Genomic DNA, 15,872 nt, shown 5'->3' on the forward strand with positions numbered 1-15,872 from the left:
CCCGGACAGGAGGAGATTTCGGGGAGGAAATTTCAATGACAGATATCACAGCGGCGGCGCCGTTGCCCGATGTGGCACGTTTGAGCTTGGCCGATCTGAGGGCGGCCCTTCTGGCGGGCTGGTCTGACTTTCGCCGAACGCCGGGTTTCGGCTGTTTCTTTGCGGCGGTCTATGTGGTGATCGGGCTCGCGTTCGTGGTGTTCGGGGCGGGGACGGTGCTTTGGACCTTTGCGATGTCTCTGGCTTTTCCGCTTTTCGCGCCTTTCGCCGCCGTCGGTCTCTACGAGGTGTCGCGGCGGTTGGAGCGGGGCGATCCGCTTGATTGGTATAAGATTCTTGGCTCGGTGGCCGCCGAACGGGACCGGCAGATCCCGTGGATGGGGGCGATCATTGTGATCTATGTGCTGTTCTGGTCCTTCCTCGCCCATATGGTCTTCGCGCTGTTCATGGGGCTGTCCGTGATGACCAATATCAGCTCGTCTTACGAAGTGTTCCTGACCCCCAACGGGCTCACCATGATCGCGGTGGAACTGGCGATGGGGGGCGTTCTGGCCTTTATCCTGTTCTCGCTGACGGTGACGTCCCTGCCGCATCTTTTGGAGCGGGAGGTCGATTTCGTCACCGCGATGCTCTACTCGCTGCGCGTTGTGCGGGAGAATTTCGGGGTGATGCTGATCTGGGCCGCGTTGATCGCCGGGCTGACCTTTCTCGCGATGCTGCCTTTGTTCCTCGGGCTTTTCATCGTGCTCCCGGTGTTCGGCCATGCGACATGGCATCTGTACCGGCGGGCGCTGACCTGATCCGCTGATCAGCGCCGGGCGGTGAGCATCAACAAGACGCCCGTGCCGACGATCACGGCGGCACCCACAAGCTCCAAGGCATCCGGGCGCTCGCTAAAGACCAGCGCGCCGAGGATCATCGCGAACAGGAGCCGCACATAGCGGAAGGGCGTGACCACGGACAGCTCGCCCATGCGCATCGCCATGGTGAGCGCGGTATAGGCGGCGACGCCGACCGCGACGGCCAGAGCCAGTGCGGCAATGTCTGTCAGAGACGGGACAAGCCAGCCGCCGCTCCAAAGCGTCAGAAGCCCGCCGGAGAGCACCAGAGCGGCAAAGCCTGTGAGGCCGAGCTGGGCATAGGACAGCACGGCAGGCGCGGCGCGGGTCGCGAGATCGCGCCCCGCAAAGCCGATCATGCCGAGAAGGGCGAGGATAGAGAGCGGCGTGAAACCGTCGAGCCCGGGACGGATCACAAGGAGCACACCGAGAAACCCGACGGCGATCAGCGCCCAGCGACCGAAGCTCACGCGCTCATGAAAGATCGCCACACCGGCGGCGGCGACCAGAAGCGGCGTCGCCTGCAAAATCGCGGAGGTGGTGGACAGCGTGGTAAGGGCGAGCGAGAGGGTGAAGAACACCCGGCCCGTCACCTCGAACACCGCACGGATCAGCATGACACGCTCCGCCAACACCGGATGGAGCAACCGCTCGCGCCGCCGCGCGGTGAGGATGCCGAAGACCAGCATGCCGCCCAATCCGAACAGCGTGAGCACCTGCCCGACGGGCAAATGCGCGGTGACCGATTTGATCGCCATGTCTTCAAGCGAGAAACAGAACATGGCGAGCACCATCAGGAGCGCACCCTTGAGATTGCCCGCTTTCAGGGCTGTGAGGCCGGATGTGGGCACGGGAGATTTGGACATGGAGCCTCCGGGTCGTGACGCGTGACCATGGCGGAGGGGGCGCGAGGAGGCAAGATTCAATTCGCGTGAAAAGAGGTGCGTGCGTTGGGATGGCCGAGAAAACGTGGGAAGAAGGTTGCAATGAAAGCGACTGCGCCCATGCCCCACCATATAATTGTGCTTAATCCGGCGGCAAACCAATAGGAGCCACCTCCGATGCGAACGTCATGCCCTGACATGCGGGGGATCGGCAGGACAAAATGCAGCGCAAAGCAAATCGTCGTGCCCATGAGCAGGGCCAGAATAATCTTGGTTTCTTCTGCGGAACGGGCGGACACTTTCGGAAAAATGAAGGAGAGAACGCCGAACACAATCACGCGCAAAAAGAGAAAGAAAGTGAGCAAGATCACGAGGATTGCGAGGCTAAATAAGACTGTCAGGTATTCGGTATATGGCATCATCCAGCGATCAAGGGTTTGATGATCTCTCAGGATGGCCGCGTCGCTTGCAAAGAAAAGATTCTTGAGAAACATAAGGCGGGCGTCTGACAGTGCGGTCCAGCCCAGACCATGAAGCGCATAGTTCGCGAGGCTGATGAGAGTGATAACATAGAACCCCACGGTCATGAGTTTGGGGTTTTGAGCTGCAATGCGTTTCATCGGATAAAGTCTGTCGTTTAAAAATGTCGAACGCGGTTGTGAGGTAGCCTAGTCCCTAAATCTGGAGAAACTATGGCACGTCCTCTACTCCGAAAAATCCGCCTCCGTCAGCACCTGCATCTCCGCATCCGGGGGCAGGGAGGTGACGACTTCGAGCACATGGTTCAGCGCCACGACGCAATAGTGATAGAGCGGGATGCGGTCGTCTTCCCAGTGCAGCCCCTGTTTGACATGGCGCAGGAACACAGCCGAAGGGTTTTCGCGAAACAGGCTGGCGTGGGTCTCGTTGCCCTCAGCGCTCATCTGGCTTTCGTCGGTGATCTTGAAGGACACGTATTCGTCGAAGCGCAGGGTGAAACGGCGCGAGCCGGGGCGGACCTCGACGGCGGAGACCGGGCCGAGCATGTCGTCAATCACCGAGCTGCCGGTCTGGGCGGGCCCCGGTTCGCCGGGAATGCCCTCGTCGAAAATCGCCGTCAGGCGACGTTCATCGAACCGCCCCATGCGAAAATCCGAGAGATAGAGGTTTTTGACTTTCTCAAGCTGGCGCAGGGCTTCGGCGGGCATGGGGACTCCGGGTTGTCTCATCGCACGATGGCGAAGGCGGCGGGGCGGATCAAGTCTGAAATCAGACATGAAAAAAGGCGGCCCGAAGACCGCCTCTCAAAAACGCTGATGCGACGCTTATTCGGCTTTTGCGGCCGGAGCGGCGGTCGGCTTCGCAGCGGCTTTCGCGCCAGTGGCGAGCGGATCGTCGGCGCGTTGCACGGAACCTTCGAAATGCGCACCGCTCTCGATGGCGATGGTTTTGTGGATGATGTCGCCTTCGACCTTTGCGGTCGAGGTCAGGCGCACTTTCAGGCCGCGCACGCGGCCCACGATGCGGCCATTGACCACAACATCATCGGCAATCACTTCGCCGCGGATCGTGGCGGTTTCGCCAACGGTCAGAAGGTGCGCACGGATGTCGCCCTCGACAGTGCCTTCGATCTGGATGTCGCCAGAGGTCTTCAGATTGCCCGTGACCGTCAGGTCGGAAGAGAGCACGGAAGCCGGCGGTTTCGGCTTGGCCGAAGAGGCCGCGAAATCGGGCGTCGTGGATTTCGGAAGAGGGGGCTTCGTCGCAGCCGCCTCGGGTTTCTTTGCGTCATCGCCCTGTTTCGGGCCGGGTTCGTTGATTCTGCTTTTAGAAAACATCGCGGGCAGCCTTAATGTAATTCATCGGATTGACGGCCTTTCCGTTCTCACGGATTTCATAGTGAAGATGCGTGCCTGTGGAGCGGCCGGAATTCCCCATAGCACCGATTTGTTCGCCACGCGAGACCCTTTGCCCCACTTTCACGAGAATTTGGGATTGGTGACCATAGCGGGTCTCAATGCCGAAGTCGTGTTGAATTTTGACGAGGCGACCGTAGCCGGAACTCCATCCGGCGAAGGTCACGACACCATCCGCCGTGGCATAAATCGGCGTGCCATAGGCGGAGGCGAAGTCCTGTCCCTCATGCATCCGGCCCCAACGGGGACCAAAGGGAGAGGTCATGCGGTAGGCATCATGCAGCGGCAGGGCGAAAGGCACTTTCTGCGCGGCGATGCGGTAAAGGTTGAGCTTGTCCATCTTGTCGATGATCGCATTGGCGCGCATCGAATCCGGGTCCATGATCCCGCCCTTCGTGGAGAAGGTGATCGGGGTCAGAGGACCGCCCTGACCGGAATAGCCTTGCTTGACCGTCTCGATCAGGCGATCGGGGTCCATGCCCGCAGATTTGAACATCTTGTCGAGCGGCGCGACGGAGATCGTCACAGCGTCTTCAAGCTGCGAAAAGATTCGGTCGTTCTTCTCTTCCATCAGTTTCAGATCGATTTCGAGATTGTCGGCGACCTGCATCGCCTGATGGGCGGACATCACCATCTCGTCGCGTTCCGCAGCCGTGTCGGAGAGAGCCGCAGAGAGCACGTCCACAGTGGTCGCGACCTCTTCGGCGCTCATGCCGCCAGCATTCGCCGCGTCCCCGTCGCGTTGCGCGATCAAACGGGCCTTGTCGGTTTCTGCCGCATCGCGATCCTTGAGGGCGTTGCGCAGGTTGGTTTGCACTACGTCCACGCCTTTTTCCAATTCGCGCACGCGTTCTTCGGAGGCGAGCAATTGGCTCTGCATCGAGGAAATTTGCGCCAGCGCGGTGTTGAAACGATCCTGCGCGGCGGCGGCTTCTTCGGCGCGCATGTCGCGCTCATTGGCGAGTTCGGCCAGACGGTTTTCAAACAATACGAGATCGCGGTTCGACTGTTCGCGGAGGTTCCCCGAGCCGATGCTGTCCATGAGGATGATCGCGGTTGCGATGATCATCCAGACCGCGAAGACGGATGTGCCCGTAATGGCCACCAACTGGGTGATCGGCGTGATGCGGAGATAGCGCGTGTCGTTGTCGGACCGCAGAAACACCCGGCGTTCGGGGAATCTGCGCTCAAGCAGGTGGTTGAGCCTTCTGATCATCGTCTTGTCGTAGCCGTTTTCAATTCCCGTTCCCTCGTTCCGCTTTGCACCTTTTACACAATCGGGGACGTCTTGTGTGTCGACCCGATCCCTTCGGACGATCTGTCTGATGCAGACCCCATGTCCAGCGACCTGAAAGCGGTTGACCTCTGTTAGCGAAGCGAGCCAGTCGGGGCAACGCTTTTGCCCGGACGCGGGGAAGGGACAGAAGATTTCAGCCAGAAAGCTTGAAACTTGGGCGGTTTTCTGCCTATGTTTGCGCTCACATTTCTCTCTGCGTCAGCCGAGGGGCGACAGCCCGCCGCAGCCTCGTTTCCGCTTAGCTCCAAGCAGGCGGCAATTCATCGGCCAGCGGCCAATAGAAATCCGGCGGCATGCCCGCTTCCGCGCGCTTTTCCTCGTTGAAAGGCGGCTTGGTGCCACCGGGGAAATAGCGCCGGATCAGGGCGTGGAATTCTTCTTTCGGATCAATGCTGTGACGGCCACAGAGAAAGTTGAACCATTTGGCGCCATAGGCGACATGGCCGACCTCTTCGGCATAGATTACGTCAAGCGCCGCGACCGTCTCCGGGTCTTTGGCGTTCTGGAAAATCTTGATCATCCCCGGCGTCACATCGAGGCCGCGCGCCTCAAGCACCATCGGCACCACCGCGAGACGTCCCATGATGTCCTCTGCGGTGTCCTCGGCGGCGCGCCACATGCCAGCATGCGCGGGCAGTTCGCCATAGAACGACCCCATCGCCTCAAGCCGGTCACAGACCAGATTGAAATGCTTGCTCTCCTCATCCGCCGATTTCACCCAGTCGTCGTAGAAGCCGAGCGGGATGTCGAGATCGGTAAAGCGGGCGACGATATCCCAGTGCAGGTCCACCGCGTTCAGTTCGATATGTGCAATCGCATGCAGGATCGCCTTGCGCCCTTCCGGGCTGCCGGGTTTGCGCTTCGGCACATCGCGCGGGCTCAAAAGCTCGGGACGGTCGGGGCGGGCGGGCTGCATCGGCGGCTGGGCCGTGCCGATCTCGATCGGTGTGCCCGCCGCCCGGCTGTCGCGCCACATCGCGGCGTATTTGTGCGACAGCGCTGTTTTCTCCCGGCCGTCGGCGGTGCGCAGCACCTCTTCGGCCATCCGGGCAAGCGTCAGGCTCATGCTTTCGCGGCCTCAAGCACCTCTGCGGCGTGGCCCGTGACTTTCACTTTCGGCCAGACTTGGGCGATTGTACCGGTCTCGTCGATCAGGACGGTCGCGCGCACGATGCCCCAGAAGGTCTTGCCGTACATCTGTTTTTCCGCCCAGACGCCGTAATCTTCGCAAACGCTGCCTTCTTCGTCGGACAGAAGCGGGATGCCGAGCGCATGTTTGGCGCAGAAGTTCTCGTGCTTTTTCACGCTGTCCTTGGAAATCCCGAAAACGGCCACGCCTGCCGCCGCGAACTCATCTTTGAGCGCGGTGAAATCGAGCGCTTCCGTGGTGCAGCCCGGCGTGTTGTCCTTCGGATAGAAATACAGCACGACTTTCTGCCCGCGCAGGTCGGACAAAGTCACCGTCTCGCCACCATCGCGGGGCAGGGTAAAATCGGGGGCCGGAACGCCTTGCTCAATCATGGTCTTTTCCTTCTCAGAACTATTCGTGAGTTGCACGCGGGTCGGGTTTCGTTTTAGGCCGCTTTACGACAAGATGAAACCGACTGTCGTGCCTATCGGAAAAATCACGAGCCCCTTTTGTCTGACGCGCCTCAAAATCAAGACGCACCGCCCGAACGGCGAGAGCGCAAACCCTTGAAGACCCATCATAAGATCGGGATCTGGACGGTTGCGCTCGCGCTTGTGCTGGCGCTGTTCGCGGGGCTGGCGGTTCTTGCCTTCACCGGGCGGGTGATCACTCTGCCGGATGCGGTGACGAGCCGGATCGAGGCTGGGATCAACCACAAACTCGACGGGCCGGAGATTTCCATCGGTCAGTTGGTCGTCTTGGTGGATCGCAATTTCGTGCCGCGTGTCACGGCGCATAATGTCGGGATCATCGACGGCTCCGGGGCGGAGATCGGACGTCTCAACACGCTGCGCGCGGTGCTGTCGAAAGAGGCCTTGAAGGCGCGCCGGTTGCAGCCCGACACCTTGCGTCTGTCCGGGGCGCAAATCACCGTACGGCGCCGCGCCGATGGCACGTTCGCCCTCGATTTCGGCGGCGCGCAGGGCGTGGCGGGATCAGGGATCGAGGTTCTGAAAGCTATCGACAAAGCTTTTTCCACCCAGCCACTGTCGGAGATCACCCGCGTTGAGGCGCGCGAGTTGACGGTGTCTCTAGAAGACGCCCATTCCGGCCGGATCTGGCAAGCGACAGACGCGTCGATCGTGTTGAAGAACAACGCTCAGTACATTGATATGGCTTTGGATTTTGAGCTTTTCAATGGGACTGAAAATCTGGCGCGGCTTGCGCTTGGTTTCTCTTCCGCCAAGGGCTCTCTGGAGACGTCGATCTCGCTCGAAATGCAGGATGCGCCAACCCGCGACTTCGCCCTTCAAAGCCCGGCCTTGTCCTTCTTGTCTGTGGTCGACGCGCCCTTGTCGGCCTCCATGCGGGCAGAGATCGACGGCGAGGGGCAGTTGTCGCAATATTCCGGCACGCTCGCGATTGCGCCGGGGCAAATCGTGGCGGGCGAAGGCGCAAAGCCGGTCGCTTTTGAGGGGGCGAAGGGCTATTTCGATTATGATCCTGAGCAGGAACGGATCGATTTTCCGGACTTGACCCTGTCCACTGAGGCCTTGGAAATGAGCGGGCGCGGTCAGGTGCTTTTGGGTGATTTCGAAAACAACTGGCCGCAGAGCTTTACGGGGCAATGGCAGTTCTCTGAACTGAAGGTCGCGCCGGAAGGGCTGTTCGATGCGCCGCTGGTGTTCGATCACGCCATGGTGGACGCCAAGCTTCAGCTCGACCCGTTCCGGCTTAATATCGGCCAGCTCGATCTTGGGCAGGTGAACCAAGACGGTCCCGATCTGTGGCTGCGCGGCAAAGGGCGGGCGGAGGCCACGCCCGAGGGTTGGAATGCGGGGCTGGACCTCTCTGTCGATGAGATGAACAATGATCAACTGATGGCGCTCTGGCCGCCCACTGCCGTCGCCAAGACCCGCGCTTGGATGGCGACGAATATCCAAAACGCGACCTATCACGATCTCAATCTCGCCCTGCGGTTCAATCCGGGGAAGAGCCAGCCAGTGTTGGCGTTGGATTGGGATTTCGACAATCTCGACATGCGCTTCATGAAAACCCAACCGCCGGTGCAGGGCGGGTGGGGGCATGGCGCGATTTTCGGTCCTGCCATGGCGATCTCCATGGCGGGCGGTACGATCACGCCGCCTTCGGGCGGGGGAATTGACGTCGCGGGGACGACCCTGCGCATTCCGGATATCTACGAGAAACCGGCACGCCTTGAGATCGGCCTGCAAACCGCGTCGAGCATCGAGGCGGGGATGTCGCTTATGGCTGAGCCGCCGTTCTCGATCCTCAAAGCCGCGCCTTTCGGGCCGGATGTGGCGCAGGGGCAGGCCGAGCTACAGGGGCAGATCGCGCTTCCGCTGATCGCGAAGGTGATGCCATCGGATGTGAACTATCTGTTGAACGGACGGTTGACGGATGTGTCCTCCGATCAACTCATGCCGGGGCAGGTGCTCTCCGCTGATCTGTTGCGGCTCATCGTTGATCCCTCCGGCTTGTCGATTGCGGGCGAGGCGCGGGTCGGGATGGCTAAGATGGCCGGGCTTTGGCGCAAAGCTTTCGGCCCGGACCATCGTGGCATGTCCGACATCACGGGGCGGGCGCTCATCGACCAGAACATGCTCGACACCTTCCGCATCGCGCTGCCGGACGGGATGGTCGCGGGGCAGGCTTGGGGCGATCTCTCGGTCGCATTGCGCCAAGGGGAGCCGCCGAAGTTCACGCTGACCTCCGATCTGTCCGGTCTGCGTCTGTCCTTCGCGCCGCTTGGCTGGGGCAAGCCTGCGGGCACCAAGGGCAGTTTCAACATCGTCGGGACTGCGGGTGCGCAGCCTGAGATCACCGAGTTCAGCCTTTCGGGTGCGGGGCTCAAGGCGACGCAGGGGCGTTTGACCCTGACCTCAGAGGGGCAGTTCGATCGGTTGAGCTTTGGCCGGGTGCAGCTTGGTGATTGGCTCGATGTGCCGCTCTCTCTTGTGGGGCAAGGCGTGGGCCAGCCCGTGAAGGTGGAAGTCTCCGGCGGCACCTTGAACCTTCAGCGCGCGACGCTCGGCGGGCGTGGTGGCGGGTCGAACGGCGACGGGAGCGGCCGTGGAAATGGTGGTGCGCATATTCCCATCGATGTGCAACTCGACCGCTTGCGTATCGCAGACGGGCAGACGCTTGACGGGTTCTCGGCGCGGCTCTCGGCGGGCACGGACGGGGTCACCGGATCGTTTGCCGGGAAACTCAACGGGAAGGCGGCGCTCACTGGCACAGTGCGTCCGGGCGTCTACGGCCCGACCATCACCGCCACGTCGCAAGATGCCGGGGCCATCGTGTCCGCCTCTGGCCTGCTGGAACGCGCGACGGGCGGGGCGTTGAACCTCTCCCTGACAGCGCTCTCCGAAGAGGGCAGTTATGACGGGCGGGTGGTCATCGATGATATTCGTGTGCTGTCTGCCCCGTCCTTGGCCGAACTGCTGTCGGCGATCTCTGTGGTCGGTCTCATTGAACAGATGACCGGCGGCGGTGGCATTCTGTTTTCCCATGTGCAGAGTGATTTCGTCATGAAGCCGGGGCGGCTGACGGTGAAGGGCGGCACCGCAGAAGGGCCCTCGCTTGGCATTTCCATGGAAGGGCTCTATGACAGCGCCGCCGGGGTGGTGGATATGCAGGGCGTAGTGTCGCCCGTCTATTTCATCAACGCTCTGGGACAGGTTGTGTCGCGCAAAGGAGAAGGCCTTTTCGGCTTCACCTACACGCTGACGGGGCCTGCCAAACAACCGGCTGTTGGGGTTAACCCGCTGTCTCTTTTCACCCCTGGCGCCCTGCGTGAGATCTTCCGCAAGGCCCCCGCCGGGGATCAGTAACAAACCCGAGGCGTTTTCATGAAACTGTCCGACTTCGATTTCGATCTGCCCGAGGGGCTGATCGCCACACGTCCCGCCAAGCCGCGCTCCTCCGCGCGTTTGCTGGTGGCGACGCCATCGCGCATTGTCGATGGTCATGTGACCGATCTTGTGGACTGGTTTCGGCCCGGCGACCGACTTGTGCTGAACGACACCAAGGTGCTGCCCGCCCGTCTCACCGGAAAGCGCGGGCGCGATACGGCGCAGGGCTATCAGGAAGCCAAGATCGAGGTCACGCTTCTGGAGCCGCAATCCGAACCCGGCCAATGGCGGGCGCTGATCAAGCCGCTCAAGAAGATCAAGGAAGGCGAAGTCGTCCGGTTCTCCGACGAACTGTCCGCCACATTGGTGGCCAAGGACGAGGGCGAGGCTGTGGTGGCCTTCAACCTCTCGGGCGAGGATTTCGACAAGGCGCTGAACGCGGCGGGTTCCATGCCGCTGCCGCCCTATATCGAGGCCAAGCGCAAGGCGGACCAGCAGGACAAGGCGGATTACCAGACGGTCTGGGCCAAGAACCTCGGCGCCGTTGCCGCGCCGACCGCATCGCTGCATTTCGATGAACCCTTGCTCAAGGCGCTGGCCGAGAAGGGCGTCGAGTTCACCTATGTGACGCTGCATGTCGGGGCAGGGACGTTCCTGCCGGTGAAGGTCGATGATGTCGAAGATCACAAGATGCATTCCGAATGGGGCGAGGTATCTGAGGCGGCTGCCGCAGAGATCAACGCCACGAAACAACGCGGCGGTCGGGTGATCCCGGTCGGGACGACGGCCCTGCGTCTGATCGAGTCGGCCGCGCCGGAGCCGGGCGTGATCGCGCCGTTCCTCGATGACACGGATATTTTCATCAAGCCGGGCTATCAGTTCCGGGTGGCGGATGCGTTGATGACCAATTTCCACCTGCCGAAATCCACGCTGATGATGCTTGTGTCGGCGATGATGGGGCGGGAGCGGATGATGCAGGTCTATGACCATGCCGTGATGGAGCAGTATCGCTTCTTCTCCTATGGCGATGCGTCTCTTCTGTTGCCGCAAGAGGCATGACTTAAGGGCCGTCTTCCTCGGCCCGTCCGCCACCTTCTTAAAGTGTTAACCTTGATCTGATTAACCTTAACGCGACTTGGAATGCGAAGCCGGTTTGGACATGGGCAGGCCGCCCCAAGCCTTCTGGTTTCCTCAGCTTTCGAATCCCCCTAGGGTCTGCGCCATGCGTTATGTACTTGCCAATACCTCGCCGCTGCTGCTCGGCATTCTTCTTCTGATGATCGGCAACGGTCTTCAGGGCACGTTGCTCGGTGTGCGCGGTGTCGCCGAAGGATTTTCGACGTTGGAAATCTCCATCGTCATGTCCGGTTACTTCGCGGGCTTTCTGGGCGGCTCCCAAGCGGCCCCTCTGCTCATCCGCCGTGTTGGCCACGTACGGGTGTTTGCGGCGCTCGCCTCGTTTATCTCTGCTGCCCTCATCCTCTTCCCTGTGGTCACCGATCCCTGGGTCTGGACGGCGTTGCGTGTTGGCCTCGGCTTCTGCTTCTCCGGCGTCTATGTGACGGCGGAGAGCTGGCTCAACAATTCGACCACCAACGAGATGCGCGGCAAGGTGTTGTCGGCCTATATGCTGGTGCAAACGCTCGGCATCATTCTCGCGCAATGGATTCTGGCGCAGGGCGATCCCTCCGGCTTCGTGCTGTTCATCATTCCCTCGGTGCTCGTGTCCATCTCCTTCGCGCCGATCCTTCTGTCGGTCGCGCCGACACCGGCGTTTGAGACGACGAAACCGATGACCTTGCGCCAGCTGTTCAAAGCCTCGCCTCTGGGCTGTGTCGGCATGTTCCTCATGGGTGGTGTTTTCGCCTCGCAAATGGCCATGGCGGCGGTGTACGGCGGGCAGGCGGACTTCTCCCTCGGGCAGATTTCCATGTTCGTTGCGGCGATCTATCTGGGCGCTCTGGTGTTCCAATTGCCGATTGGCTGGCTGTCGGACCACTCGGATCGTCGCCGGGTGATCTTTGCCGCTGCGGCCGTCGGGGCGTTTGCCTGTGTGTTCGGGACGATGTTCGCCGGGAGCTATATTTTCGCTTTGGTGGCCGGGTTCATCGCGGGTGGCATGTCCAGCCCGCTCTATTCCCTGCTGATCGCCCATACCAACGACTATCTCGCCCCCGAAGATATGGCCGCCTCCTCTGGCGGGCTGATCTTCATCAACGGGGTCGGGGCTGTCGGCGGTCCGCTGATTGCAGGTTGGCTGATGAGCGTGGCTGGCCCGCGTGGCTATTGGCTGTTCCAGATCGTGCTGATGGGCGGCGTCGCGCTCTATGCGCTCTGGCGGATGACGCGCCGGGCTGCCGTTTCGGTGGAAGACAGCGCCAGCTATGTGCCGGTGATGCCCTCGACGACGCCTGTGGCCGCTGAGGTGGCGCAGGAGGTGGCGATTGAACTCGCGGAAGACGATCCGGAGAGCGTTGCGACGTAATGCAATTTCATGATGTGTTCGGGCAACAAGTGAAAAAGCGACCTAGTGTCGCGGATAATTAACTTGCGCATACCCTCGCCTTTTGTAACGATTCAGTAACGAATTGCCGTCAAAAGGAGCGAAGCAGATGGCGCACGCACAGACTGAGAGCCGGGGCGACGAAAAGTCCCCTGATGAGATTTTGGCCTTTTGGCTCGATGAACTTTCCCCTGCGGATTGGTATCGTGTGGATGACGCGCTGGATCAGCGCATTCGTGATGCCTTTCTCACGACATGGGAGAAAGCGCAGGAGGGGGCCTATTCGCTCTGGCTGACCTACCCGTCGGGCGCGCTGGCCTACATCATCCTCAATGACCAGATGCCGCGCAATATGTTCCGGGGAACGGGCAAAGCTTTTGCCTCGGATCGTCCCGCGCTTGCTGCCGCGAAAGCGGCGTTGGAAAAAGGTTGGGATCACCGGATTGATGCGCCTGCACGGCAATTTTTCTACATGCCGCTGATGCATTCGGAATGCCTGACGGATCAGGAACGCTGTGTTCGGTTGATGTTCGAACGGCTCAAAGGCGAAGAAGACAATCTCTTGCATGCGCAGGTGCATCGCGAAGTGATCCGCCTTTTCGGACGTTTCCCCTATCGCAACGAGGCTCTGTCCCGGCACTCGACCGCGCATGAATTGGCCTTCCTCAAGAGCGGTGGCTATGGCGCGCTCCTGCGTGAGATGCAGTCCGTGGCGGCCTGAGCTTCTGAATTGACAGGATAAAATTGCGAGGCATGCGTTTCCCGTTCAAGCTATGCGTTGAGCGGGACGCAGCCTTTCGCCTGTGAAGTCTCACGGGTCGTTGCTCCGACTCCCCAGATAGTTTAGCGTCAAACTAAATTTGGTTTCGGGAGGACCCCTCATGTCTGACACTTCTTTTGATCTCGTCGTGATCGGCGCAGGCCCCGGCGGCTATGTCGCAGCCATTCGTGCTGCCCAGCTTGGCCTCAAGGTTGCTTGTGTGGAACGCGAAAACCTCGGCGGTATCTGCCTGAACTGGGGCTGTATTCCGACCAAGGCGCTGCTGCGTTCGGCCGAAGTGTTCCACAACATGCACCGCGCAAAAGAATTCGGCCTCTCCGTTGAGAAGGTGGGCTTCGATCTCGATGCAATCGTACAGCGCTCGCGCGGCGTCGCGGCGCAGATGAACGGCGGTATCAAAGGCCTGTTCAAGAAGAACAAGATCACCTCGATCATGGGAGACGCCAAGCTGGCCGGTAAAGGCAAGGTCGAGGTCAAAACCGACAAGGGCATCGAAACCCTGACCGCGAAAGACATCATCGTCGCCACCGGTGCGCGGGCCCGCGAGCTGCCGGGGCTTGAGGCCGATGGCGATCTCGTCTGGACCTACCGTCACGCGCTGAAACCCGCCCGGATGCCGAAAAAGCTTCTGGTCATCGGTTCCGGCGCGATCGGCATCGAATTCGCCTCCTTCTACAACACGCTGGGCGCCGACACGACCGTGGTCGAGGTCATGGACCGCGTGCTGCCTGTCGAGGACAAGGACATTTCCGTCTTCGCCAAGAAGCAGTTCGAAAAGCAGGGCATGAAAATCCTGCAAAAGGCGATGGTCAAGAAACTCGACCGCACGCCGGGCAAAGGCGTCGTCGCGCATATCGAAATGGGCGGCAAGACCGAGACCATGGAATTCGATACGGTGATTTCCGCCGTGGGCATCGTCGGCAATGTCGAAGGGCTTGGTCTTGAAGAAGCGGGCGTGAAAATCGACCGCACCCATGTCGTCACCGATGAATATTGCCGCACCGGCGTCGACGGGCTCTACGCCATCGGCGACATCGCGGGGGCACCGTGGCTGGCGCACAAAGCGTCGCATGAGGGCGTCATGGTTGCCGAGCTGATCGCCGGGAAACACCCGCACCCGATCAAGCCGAACTCGATTGCGGGCTGTACCTATTGCCATCCGCAGGTCGCGTCCGTCGGTCTGACCGAAGAGAAGGCGAAAGAGGCCGGCTACACCGTGAAAGTCGGCAAGTTCCCCTTCATCGGCAACGGCAAGGCTGTCGCGATGGGCGAGGCCGAGGGCCTGGTCAAAACCGTGTTCGACGCCAAGACCGGCGAGCTTCTGGGCGCGCATATGGTTGGTGCCGAGGTGACAGAGATGATCCAAGGCTATGTCATTGCCCGTCAGCTTGAGACCACCGAGGAAGACCTGATGGAAACCGTCTTCCCGCACCCGACCATGTCGGAAATGATGCATGAATCGGTGCTCGCAGCTTACGAGCGCGCGCTGCACATCTGATCGGATCACTCTGAATCAACGCATAAGAAAGCGGCCCCACGTCGGGCCGTTTTCCCGCACAGGGTCATCCCCTCATATATCAATATGTGTGATGGGTGATATTATCTGCGCCCCTCTTGTGCATAAATGTAGGTCATGTAATCTGACGCACATGACGGATTGGGATTCTCTTAGATACATTCTTGCAGTGGCGCGCGAAGGCGGGCTGTCGGGCGCTGCCCGCATCCTTGGTGTGAACCATGCCACCGTATCGCGCCAACTTGCCAAGGCCGAAGATGCCGCCGGTGTGCGCTTCTTCACCCGGCTCGCCTCAGGCCTTCAGCCGACCGAAGCGGGGCAGGTGGCCATAGCGCATGCCGAAGAGGTCGAAGCGCGCATGGTGGCGCTCGACATGGCGCTCGCGGCCCGTGATGAGACGGAGGAAGGTGAACTCAAAATCACCATCCCGCCACTGATGGCCGAAGATCACTTCGCCGAAGATGTCATTGAATTCAAAAAGCTGCACCCGGGAATCGATGTGCAGCTTTTGGGCGCGACCGAGGTGCTGAACCTGCACCGGCGCGAGGCAGATGTGGCGATCCGGGTGACGCAATCTCCCGAGGAAAGCCTTTGGGGACGGATGGTGACGCCGCAACGTGCGGGCTGGTTCGCCTCTCCGGCCTTCATCGAGGAATACAAACATGTGCTCGACCGCACCGACACGGAAACGGCGCTGCCCTATATCGCGTTTTCGACGTGGTTCAGCTCTGCGTCTGCCGGGATATTCTCGGAGCTTCCGCCCTGTAAGGCCGCGATCAAGACCGATGACATGGTTTCCGCGATGGCCTTCGCGCGGCAAGGGCTTGGCATGGTGCGCACTTCGCACCTTCTGGGCCACTCTGATCCGGCGCTTGAGCGGGTTCCGGGCATTGCCTTGTCGGATCACACGCCGATTTGGGTGCTGACCCATCCCGATCTGCGCCATGTGCCGCGTGTCACAGAATTCATGCGTTTCATCGCGGGCCGTTTCACGGCGCGGCGCGCGCTGTACATGGGGCCGGACAAAACCTCGGCCAATACCACGACGCGCTCCGATGGGGCGAAGCTCGAAGGCACTGTGTCCGAAACGCTCGACTGACGGTTTGCCCGTCTGGCATCAGAACAAAAAAGCGGCCGAAAAGGGCCGCTTTTG

The 15,872-nt window shown here is 60.8% G+C and carries 14 protein-coding genes; 7 read left to right on the forward strand and 7 right to left on the reverse strand.

Annotation, left to right across the window (positions count from 1 at the left end; all coding sequences use genetic code 11):
* Positions 1 to 35: 35 nt before the first annotated feature.
* Positions 36 to 800: a DUF2189 domain-containing protein gene (locus tag ACYBHZ_RS05665; RefSeq protein ID WP_460273267.1), complete on the forward strand. Its 765-nt coding sequence runs from the start codon at positions 36 to 38 to the stop codon at positions 798 to 800.
* An 8-nt stretch (positions 801 to 808) separates the two neighbouring features.
* On the opposite strand, the gene ACYBHZ_RS05670 is transcribed toward ACYBHZ_RS05665, so the two are convergent.
* From ACYBHZ_RS05670 to bcp, 7 genes are all read right to left on the reverse strand, one after another.
* Positions 809 to 1,705: a DMT family transporter gene (locus ACYBHZ_RS05670; RefSeq protein WP_460273268.1), complete on the reverse strand. Its 897-nt coding sequence runs from the start codon at positions 1,703 to 1,705 to the stop codon at positions 809 to 811.
* 56 nt (positions 1,706 to 1,761) lie between these two features.
* The gene (locus ACYBHZ_RS05675) at positions 1,762 to 2,343 is read right to left on the reverse strand and encodes a hypothetical protein (protein WP_460273269.1); all 582 of its coding nucleotides are present in this window, start codon (positions 2,341 to 2,343) and stop codon (positions 1,762 to 1,764) included.
* Between the two features lie 84 nt (positions 2,344 to 2,427).
* A complete protein-coding gene (locus tag ACYBHZ_RS05680; protein WP_460273270.1) occupies positions 2,428 to 2,910 on the reverse strand; it encodes a hypothetical protein in 483 nt (160 codons plus the stop codon).
* Between the two features lie 117 nt (positions 2,911 to 3,027).
* Positions 3,028 to 3,540, reverse strand: a complete 513-nt coding sequence (locus tag ACYBHZ_RS05685; RefSeq protein WP_460273271.1) for a bactofilin family protein — start codon at positions 3,538 to 3,540, stop codon at positions 3,028 to 3,030.
* A complete protein-coding gene (locus ACYBHZ_RS05690) occupies positions 3,530 to 4,834 on the reverse strand; it encodes a DUF5930 domain-containing protein (RefSeq protein WP_460273272.1) in 1,305 nt (434 codons plus the stop codon). Before ACYBHZ_RS05690 ends, ACYBHZ_RS05685 begins: the two co-directional genes overlap by 11 nt.
* A gap of 319 nt (positions 4,835 to 5,153) precedes the next feature.
* Entirely contained in the window at positions 5,154 to 5,981 is an 828-nt protein-coding gene (locus ACYBHZ_RS05695) for a ferritin-like domain-containing protein (protein ID WP_460273273.1), read from the reverse strand.
* A complete protein-coding gene (gene bcp / locus ACYBHZ_RS05700; protein ID WP_460273275.1) occupies positions 5,978 to 6,436 on the reverse strand; it encodes a thioredoxin-dependent thiol peroxidase in 459 nt (152 codons plus the stop codon). The genes ACYBHZ_RS05695 and bcp overlap by 4 nt, the downstream gene beginning before the upstream one ends.
* Before the next feature lie 174 nt (positions 6,437 to 6,610).
* Here bcp and ACYBHZ_RS05705 point away from each other — a divergent pair, with 174 nt between their 5' ends.
* The 6 genes from ACYBHZ_RS05705 (at position 6,611) to ACYBHZ_RS05730 (ending at position 15,818) form a co-directional block, all read left to right on the forward strand.
* Positions 6,611 to 9,898: a YhdP family protein gene (locus ACYBHZ_RS05705; protein WP_460273276.1), complete on the forward strand. Its 3,288-nt coding sequence runs from the start codon at positions 6,611 to 6,613 to the stop codon at positions 9,896 to 9,898.
* 18 nt (positions 9,899 to 9,916) lie between these two features.
* A complete protein-coding gene (gene queA / locus ACYBHZ_RS05710; protein ID WP_460273277.1) occupies positions 9,917 to 10,978 on the forward strand; it encodes a tRNA preQ1(34) S-adenosylmethionine ribosyltransferase-isomerase QueA in 1,062 nt (353 codons plus the stop codon).
* A gap of 163 nt (positions 10,979 to 11,141) precedes the next feature.
* Positions 11,142 to 12,404, forward strand: coding sequence for an MFS transporter (locus tag ACYBHZ_RS05715; RefSeq protein ID WP_460273279.1), 1,263 nt, complete (start codon positions 11,142 to 11,144; stop codon positions 12,402 to 12,404).
* Positions 12,405 to 12,531: 127 nt separating this feature from the next.
* Complete coding sequence (locus ACYBHZ_RS05720; RefSeq protein WP_460273280.1) at positions 12,532 to 13,143, forward strand: DUF924 family protein; 612 nt, start codon at positions 12,532 to 12,534, stop codon at positions 13,141 to 13,143.
* A 160-nt stretch (positions 13,144 to 13,303) separates the two neighbouring features.
* Entirely contained in the window at positions 13,304 to 14,701 is a 1,398-nt protein-coding gene (gene lpdA / locus ACYBHZ_RS05725) for a dihydrolipoyl dehydrogenase (protein ID WP_460273281.1), read from the forward strand.
* Between the two features lie 151 nt (positions 14,702 to 14,852).
* A complete protein-coding gene (locus ACYBHZ_RS05730; protein WP_460273282.1) occupies positions 14,853 to 15,818 on the forward strand; it encodes a LysR family transcriptional regulator in 966 nt (321 codons plus the stop codon).
* Positions 15,819 to 15,872: the final 54 nt, after the last annotated feature.

Source organism: Celeribacter sp. ULVN23_4 (assembly GCF_054788345.1).

Excerpts from the sequence above, each read along its gene's own strand:
- ACYBHZ_RS05665 (WP_460273267.1), top strand. The coding sequence starts at position 36 with ATGACAGATATCACAGCGGCGGCGCCGTTGCCCGATGTGGCACGTTTG.
- ACYBHZ_RS05670 (WP_460273268.1), bottom strand. The coding sequence starts at position 1,705 with ATGTCCAAATCTCCCGTGCCCACATCCGGCCTCACAGCCCTGAAAGCG.
- ACYBHZ_RS05675 (WP_460273269.1), bottom strand. The coding sequence starts at position 2,343 with ATGAAACGCATTGCAGCTCAAAACCCCAAACTCATGACCGTGGGGTTC.
- ACYBHZ_RS05680 (WP_460273270.1), bottom strand. The coding sequence starts at position 2,910 with ATGCCCGCCGAAGCCCTGCGCCAGCTTGAGAAAGTCAAAAACCTCTAT.
- ACYBHZ_RS05685 (WP_460273271.1), bottom strand. The coding sequence starts at position 3,540 with ATGTTTTCTAAAAGCAGAATCAACGAACCCGGCCCGAAACAGGGCGAT.
- ACYBHZ_RS05690 (WP_460273272.1), bottom strand. The coding sequence starts at position 4,834 with ATGATCAGAAGGCTCAACCACCTGCTTGAGCGCAGATTCCCCGAACGC.
- ACYBHZ_RS05695 (WP_460273273.1), bottom strand. The coding sequence starts at position 5,981 with ATGAGCCTGACGCTTGCCCGGATGGCCGAAGAGGTGCTGCGCACCGCC.
- bcp (WP_460273275.1), bottom strand. The coding sequence starts at position 6,436 with ATGATTGAGCAAGGCGTTCCGGCCCCCGATTTTACCCTGCCCCGCGAT.
- queA (WP_460273277.1), top strand. The coding sequence starts at position 9,917 with ATGAAACTGTCCGACTTCGATTTCGATCTGCCCGAGGGGCTGATCGCC.
- ACYBHZ_RS05715 (WP_460273279.1), top strand. The coding sequence starts at position 11,142 with ATGCGTTATGTACTTGCCAATACCTCGCCGCTGCTGCTCGGCATTCTT.
- ACYBHZ_RS05720 (WP_460273280.1), top strand. The coding sequence starts at position 12,532 with ATGGCGCACGCACAGACTGAGAGCCGGGGCGACGAAAAGTCCCCTGAT.
- lpdA (WP_460273281.1), top strand. The coding sequence starts at position 13,304 with ATGTCTGACACTTCTTTTGATCTCGTCGTGATCGGCGCAGGCCCCGGC.
- ACYBHZ_RS05730 (WP_460273282.1), top strand. The coding sequence starts at position 14,853 with ATGACGGATTGGGATTCTCTTAGATACATTCTTGCAGTGGCGCGCGAA.